Origin of the sequence: Nostoc sp. NMS8 (genome assembly GCF_017115045.1) — a bacterium.
GTDB lineage: Bacteria > Cyanobacteriota > Cyanobacteriia > Cyanobacteriales > Nostocaceae > Nostoc.
The window spans coordinates 96,379-102,781 of sequence record NZ_JABXKK010000082.1 but is presented as its reverse complement, the minus strand read 5'-3'; the positions used below and the strand labels follow the sequence as shown (position 1 = coordinate 102,781).

7 protein-coding genes are annotated in these 6,403 nt (G+C 38.8%); 2 read left to right on the top strand and 5 right to left on the bottom strand.

Going from position 1 to position 6,403, the window contains the following annotated elements; all coding sequences use genetic code 11:
• The first annotated feature begins 177 nt into the window (after positions 1 to 177).
• Positions 178 to 1,005 carry an ABC transporter permease gene (locus tag HWQ39_RS15405; protein ID WP_292846405.1) on the top strand — a complete coding sequence of 276 codons (828 nt, stop codon included), beginning with the start codon at positions 178 to 180 and terminating at the stop codon, positions 1,003 to 1,005.
• Positions 1,006 to 1,054: 49 nt separating this feature from the next.
• On the opposite strand, the gene HWQ39_RS15400 is transcribed toward HWQ39_RS15405, so the two are convergent.
• Together HWQ39_RS15400 and HWQ39_RS15395 are read right to left on the bottom strand one after the other, a co-directional pair.
• On the bottom strand, positions 1,055 to 1,822 hold the full coding sequence (locus HWQ39_RS15400) for a phosphatase PAP2 family protein (RefSeq protein WP_292846402.1): 768 nt from the start codon (positions 1,820 to 1,822) through the stop codon (positions 1,055 to 1,057).
• A gap of 36 nt (positions 1,823 to 1,858) precedes the next feature.
• The gene (locus tag HWQ39_RS15395; protein ID WP_292846399.1) at positions 1,859 to 3,100 is read right to left on the bottom strand and encodes a hypothetical protein; all 1,242 of its coding nucleotides are present in this window, start codon (positions 3,098 to 3,100) and stop codon (positions 1,859 to 1,861) included.
• Positions 3,101 to 3,379: 279 nt separating this feature from the next.
• On the opposite strand from HWQ39_RS15395, the gene HWQ39_RS15390 reads away from it, so the two are divergent.
• Positions 3,380 to 3,637 (top strand): hypothetical protein, encoded by a 258-nt coding sequence (locus HWQ39_RS15390; RefSeq protein ID WP_292846396.1) that lies wholly within the window; start codon positions 3,380 to 3,382, stop codon positions 3,635 to 3,637.
• A 76-nt stretch (positions 3,638 to 3,713) separates the two neighbouring features.
• Here the strand turns inward: HWQ39_RS15390 and HWQ39_RS15385 are convergent, their stop codons facing one another.
• The 3 genes from HWQ39_RS15385 to HWQ39_RS15375 all read right to left on the bottom strand — a co-directional run bounded on the left by HWQ39_RS15385 (position 3,714) and on the right by HWQ39_RS15375 (position 6,302).
• Positions 3,714 to 4,448, bottom strand: coding sequence for a glutathione peroxidase (locus tag HWQ39_RS15385; protein WP_292846393.1), 735 nt, complete (start codon positions 4,446 to 4,448; stop codon positions 3,714 to 3,716).
• 77 nt (positions 4,449 to 4,525) lie between these two features.
• Positions 4,526 to 5,455 (bottom strand): alpha/beta hydrolase, encoded by a 930-nt coding sequence (locus tag HWQ39_RS15380; RefSeq protein WP_292846391.1) that lies wholly within the window; start codon positions 5,453 to 5,455, stop codon positions 4,526 to 4,528.
• A 22-nt stretch (positions 5,456 to 5,477) separates the two neighbouring features.
• The gene (locus HWQ39_RS15375; RefSeq protein ID WP_292846388.1) at positions 5,478 to 6,302 is read right to left on the bottom strand and encodes an SDR family oxidoreductase; all 825 of its coding nucleotides are present in this window, start codon (positions 6,300 to 6,302) and stop codon (positions 5,478 to 5,480) included.
• Positions 6,303 to 6,403: the final 101 nt, after the last annotated feature.

Here is a 6,403-nt window from a genome sequence, read left to right as displayed (position 1 = left end):
CTAAAATTCTATCCCAAAAATAGTACCTAAAAACAGACACCTTGAAAGGGCTGGTCCTATATATTTTGTTGTTAATTTTAAATTTTTAGGATAGATATTTTTGTTACCCCTAGTAATTGATGTGTAAAACAATGTAAATTAATACTTAATAAAATTTTGATAAGTAATTGGAAGCACGTGATATCTCAAAGAGCGCTACCTTCGGGCAAGAGGTTCAAAACTTCGCAACTGCAAATCTTCCTAGCTGATAGTCTGACTATTTTTTGGGGAGATTGGTTAGATTTACGTGTGAGAATCTTACCAATTGCGGCATCAGGCTTAATATCTCCACTGATATATATTTTAGCTTTTGGCTTGGGTTTGGGTAGTTCCATCAAACCAGGTTCAGGAATTAGTGGTAACTATAATAACTATTTGGAATTTATATTACCGGGAATGGTGGCGCTGTCGTCGATGACGGTTAGCTTTGCTGGAACGACATTTTCCATTTGTGGAGACAGATTATTTACTAAAACCTTTGAGGAATTATTGCTAACTCCCATACATCCCTTAGCGTTGTATATCGGTAAAATGCTGGCGGGAGTCGTGCGGGGGTTGATGACTTCCGGTTCGGTAATTTTGGTAGCGCTGCTGTTGACTGGAAACTGGAATTTTATCAATCCACTATTTCTGCTGTTGGTGGCGCTGAATTGTTCGGTATTTGCCGGGTTAGGAGTGATTGTGGGGTTGAGTGTGCGATCGCTCGAATCAGTCGGACTCTACAACAATTTTATCATTATCCCCATGTCATTCTTAGGAGCGACCTTCTTTGACCCGGCGACATTACCAACGGCTTTCAAAGTCTTAGTTTACCTATTGCCACTAACCTACGCCAGCATGGGATTGCGTGCAGTTGCTCATTTACCCTTGTCTCAATTTCCTTGGTACAGTATACCGATTTTGCTGGTGGTTGCGATCGCTCTTTCGCTGTGGGGTGGTTATAAATTTGCCCATCAACAAGATTAAAATAGGGAAGATTTAGATAGGGATTCAGTCCCCAACTAAACCTTAAATGTTACTCCTCAGCGATCAACTTTCTTTCTTCCGGGAGTAAGGTAGTTTCATCCTCAGCGCTTTCCTGATCTACAGATTGGGCTTTAGTACTATGGGGTTTGATAATTAGGCTGACGCCAATTGTCCAACCTAATGCAACCATCCAACCTGCGAGAATGTCACTAGGAAAATGAACTCCCACATAAAGACGACACCAGGCAATAGCGATGATATATAAGCTACCAAAGATGAAAACCAACCAGCGCCAGGAGGTAGCCCAAGTTAAAAATAGTAAAATTGCTACCAGAGTTATACTCGTCATGGCATGACCACTGGGAAATGCAAAACTATACTCAGGTGCAATAGACTCCCACAATTGTGGACGCACTCGATGCATTAATTGCTTTGCTGTGCGGTTAATAATCACACTTCCCAATGAGGTGGTGAGTAAATAAGCTAGCGATCGCCAGCGTTTTTGAAGTAGTAAGATGAGTGCGATCGCACCTAAAATCGGTACCGCCGTCCAAGGCAACCCAACTAGAGCGAGAGTGACAGCTAAAACATCTAACTGTGGGTTGGCTGTAGAATGGACTGTTAACAAAATAGGCACATCCCACGGTAAGCCTGCTTGATTCTCCCATATTTTCACTGTCAGGATTTCAAATACCTGCAAAGGTAAATAGACTCCTATCAATAGTAGCAAGAGCGATCGCCAACGAGCAATTAACAAGTTTTTGAGAAAATCAAGTGGCGACTGACTCTCTTTGTTAGCTTTTTCCACTTTTTCCATATCTAACTTAAAAAGACTAATCAACGACTTCACTAATTACAAATTACTGGAATTTTGAGCAGTTCCACAATGTTTACAGTACGACAAATGCTTATAAGTAAGATTATGACAGTTTTGGCATTCAACGTCCTGATAATAACCGCAGTGCGGACAGTAAGTATCAAGATGTCGAATTTTCTTAGCGCAATTGACACAGCGGGATTTTTGAACTCTGCTAGCTGCTTGGACTTTGACATTGAAGACAAATTTTTGAAAAAACTGGATAATTCCAAAGCCAATAATTGGAATCAGTAAAATATAAATATAATTGATTAGGAAAAGTAAACCACCAAAAAGGGCGCTAATTATATCAAAGAAGAATCTAAATATTACACCTATTTGGAGAAATTCAAATATTTTAACAATTAGTGGGATAAAAAAGATAACTAGCAAATGCCAGCTAATTAGCGAGACAAGTCCATATCCTCTTCTTTGGGCAAAATTGTGAACTGATAAGGCAATCAGAATCAGTGGTAAAAGAAAAAGAGACTGGAAAGCAAGCTGGATACTTGGATACCAAAATGATGCCTGCTGATAACCTTTTTCAACTTCCCGGAATTGATTAGTATCTTTAATAAAGGCTAGAAAACTAATATTTTCTGGTTTGGTAAGTAGTTCATTTTTAAGAGTAGAAATTTCTTGTTTTAGGGTAGAGATTTGGCGATTATTTTGCTCTAATGTCTGTTTAGCTTTTTCAGCACTGACTTGATTAATTGATTGTTCACGACCCTGACCTGCAATTTTTTCTAATAACGTTGAGTCATATTGAGATTTAATAGTGCTATTGGTTTGTTCAAGCCTACTAATTCTTGCTTGTTCCCGATCAATAGTTTTGATAATTTCCTGCTTTTCAGGATTATTAAGTTTATCTTTGTAGTCTGCATATTGCAGGCAAGTTTTAGAAACCTTACCTAAATGTCCTACTTCAGCTTGCTGATAGTTTCGCTGAAAACTGAGTTGATTGTTTGGGTTATATGGCAATGAAAGTCTAACAATGTCATAGTCTTTATCTTTAGTGGTTTTTGTCTGATAATTTTGCCACTCTGAATAACATGGATAAGCTGCGGTCGGACTGATATGCCATCTGCTAATATCATCAATTCCTGTAAAGACATTAATCAAGATAAAAATATCAATTATAATAATCACAACCAAACTCACTTTATTCAGTGGTTCGTTATTGATTGTCCTTGATTTACTAAAAAATTGACTCAAAATTCGGCGAATTCTGGCAAACATATTGTCTTTTCAATAAATGGAAATTCAATCCGAATCAATTTTATCTGATCCGTAGTCAGTAACTAAACAAAAATACATCGATTCATCTGAAGATTTGTTAATTACTTTGTATAATCAGGGGGTTCATGTTGCCCACCCCACAAGAATTTGATTAGTGCAATTTAGATGTTTTTCAATTTCATCACGAAAACATCCAAGAAATCACTGATGCTATAAAATTAAAATTTTTACACAATACAAGGTAATAAATACTTAATCTCAATCAGTATGGGATTGATTGTGGTGCTTTTGCTCGTTAGCTTATCGCTTATCTTAATCAAAGTGTGGTCATCTCAACCACGGAGCAATGTTTCTAAGCCATACTTCAGCGATCCGAAAAACAGAAAACTGCAAAAACGTTTACTTGTTTTACTTAACGGTGATTTGACAACAGCCGAACGATTACTCAAACAGCAGCGCCAGAAGCACCAGGGTCAATCAGATACATGGTACTTAGAGAAAGTGATTTATGACTTGGAACGCGATCGCCGTTACTAAAATTCAAAACAGAATAAATGGCGATCTTTGAATACGTTATGGGGGCGCACAGCTAGCTGTGCGCCCCTAATGAAACCTATTTAGCAGCGAAGTAGGCTTCTAATGCCTCAGAACCACCAATCAATTTACCATCGATAAACACTTGGGGAACTGTTGTCGCACCTGTAACCGCTTGTAACGAGCGTGTGGTGATATCCTTGCCCAAGGTAATTTCTTCATAGTTAATGCCATGTTCCTTGAGCATCGTCTTAGCACGCGCACAGAAGGGACAACCGACTTTCGCAAACAGTGAAACTAGTTCGGGCTTCACTGCTTGGGGGTTGATGTATCTGAGGATTGTCTCAGCATCGGACACTTTAAAGGGATCTCCTGGCTCTTCTGGTTCAATAAACATCTGGCTAATTACGCCATCTCTCACCAGCATAGAATAGCGCCACGATCGCTTCCCAAACCCCAAGTCTGATTTATCTACCAGCAGACCCATGCCTTCAGTAAATTCACCATTACCATCAGGAATTAGTGTGATATTTTCCGCTTCTTGCTCCTTGGCCCATTCGTTCATCACAAAGGCATCATTCACAGAAATACAGATAATGTCATCGACACCATTTTCTTTGAAAACCGGAGCCAATTCGTTGTACCCAGGGAGATGAGTTGATGAACAAGTTGGGGTATAAGCACCTGGTAAAGAGAAGACAACCACTGTCTTATTAGCAAACAATTCATCAGTTGTCACATCCACCCACTGGTTATCCTTGCGAGTATGAAACGTGACATTAGGTACTCTTTGTCCTCGGCGATTGGGTAACATAATTTTGCTTGCCTTTAGTAATCAACTCCAGTCATAACCTATCATGGGAGAACTGGCACAATGTAACTGTTAATCAGCTAAAAAACTTCATTAATGAATGGAGCGATCGCTGCTACAAATTCAGTAGTTGATTCATAAGGTAAAACATTACGCCCATTTATTTTTATACCTCGACTTTGAGGCAAACAAGCAAGGTAGTGAGCCAAACGTTCATCCGGCCTTTCTTTTTTATTGTCTTGGCTAATACTCGATGCAGTTTCCCCCACAACTGTTAATGTTGGTTGCCCAATAGAGGCAATAAAATTAGTATAATCATCTCGCCAAAACCCTGCTAAAAAAGAAAATACTGCATGGCGACTAGCAAGATTTTCTGCACCTGCAACCAATGTATTTAACCACTCTGCATCCACAGCATTCTCAGAAGCAAAGAGTTGACGAGTCGAGAAAGAACGTAAAAATTTTGGGGTGCGTGCATAGCGATAAAAAGGATTTCCAAAAGGCGAATCTAACACATTCCAAAGGAATTTTTCTTGCCATTTTGGTGATTTATTTGTCATTAAAGCCCACGGTGGCGGCCCAGAAAGTACTAGTCCGGCAATTAAATTTGATTCTTTTTGGACTAATTGGATCGCAACTGGCAATAAAGCACCTTGCACTACTACAATTACAGGTTTTTGCACTACTTCTTGTAAAAAGTACTGCAACTGTTCTGCCCAATCACTAGGAGTGTAAGCCAGATGAGGCATATCACTTTCACCACATCCTAGTAAATCAGGGTTATAAATTGAATTTCGTTGACCTTGATTATACCACTCGCGACAAAATCGCTGCCAAAATTGTCGCGATAATCCAACGCCAATCGGATGGATTAGCAGTAAGGGAATGCCCTCAGATGTTGTATTAATTGGTTGATGAACTTCGTAGGCACAACGATAATTCTGCCAACGATAAAACTGGCTAGGAGATGCTGTTAAATTGGTTGTTTTTGCTACAGCAGATGGTTGCATAATTCCTAGTTGTTAATACTTACTAAAAAATCATCTGTGGATGAATCAACTCGTATCCAGCTTCTTTGAGTTTTTCATTGGATACCCAAGCATTATATGGCCGGATACTCTTGACAGAAGTATCCCATTTAACCTTGGGTAAATTATATTTTTCAAATAAGCTATCTAACAAGTCTCGGCTAGTAAGATGTGCATCATCAACTAAATTGTAAATCCCTTGTAAACGACGGTGACGGGCAAATTCTATCGCACCAACAATATCATCTAAATGAATCCAATTTGTGATATCTTCACCACTGCCGGGACGGGTTGTATTAGAGTATCTGCTAAATATCTTTACTAATTCTCTGCCGGTTCCATAAATTCCTCCTAAGCGGAAGATACAAACACGGAGATATTCGCTAGATGCTGATAGCAATATCTCCTCTGTTTTTCTAAGAATTTGTGCATTTAAATTAGCGGGTGCAAGGGGTGTTTCTTCATCTACCCATACACCATTTCTGTCACCATAGACAGCATAGCTTCCTGTGTATATTAATTGTTTCACACTCTTAATTTGCTGCAAACATGAAACTAAAGCTTGGGCAGTTTGTAGATAAGTTTCTTCATAAACTTCTCCACTTTTTGCACCAATACTCAAAAGTACAACATCTTGATTGTGCAAAACTGATTTTAGACTATCTATGTCATTACCGCAGGTAACTATAACTCTTTGAGATACTGATTGTAGTGCAGGTATACGCTCAGGGGAAGTTGTGGTTACGCTGACAACAAAATTCATATTTTGCTGCCAATATTGAGCAACTTTATAACCAACATAACCACAACCAATGATTGCAACGTTCATGACAAATTAGACACAAATAAATTAAACTACTCATTGAGACAATATTCTCAATTAAAGCACTAGACGCAAATAAATTTAATAGTCCAGAGCTAACAGTCAAT

What these genes read in the sequence shown, in the direction of transcription:
- HWQ39_RS15400 (WP_292846402.1), bottom strand. Translation starts at nt 1,822, where the DNA reads ATGGAAAAAGTGGAAAAAGCTAACAAAGAGAGTCAGTCGCCACTTGAT.
- HWQ39_RS15395 (WP_292846399.1), bottom strand. Translation starts at nt 3,100, where the DNA reads ATGTTTGCCAGAATTCGCCGAATTTTGAGTCAATTTTTTAGTAAATCA.
- HWQ39_RS15385 (WP_292846393.1), bottom strand. Translation starts at nt 4,448, where the DNA reads ATGTTACCCAATCGCCGAGGACAAAGAGTACCTAATGTCACGTTTCAT.
- HWQ39_RS15380 (WP_292846391.1), bottom strand. Translation starts at nt 5,455, where the DNA reads ATGCAACCATCTGCTGTAGCAAAAACAACCAATTTAACAGCATCTCCT.
- HWQ39_RS15375 (WP_292846388.1), bottom strand. Translation starts at nt 6,302, where the DNA reads ATGAACGTTGCAATCATTGGTTGTGGTTATGTTGGTTATAAAGTTGCT.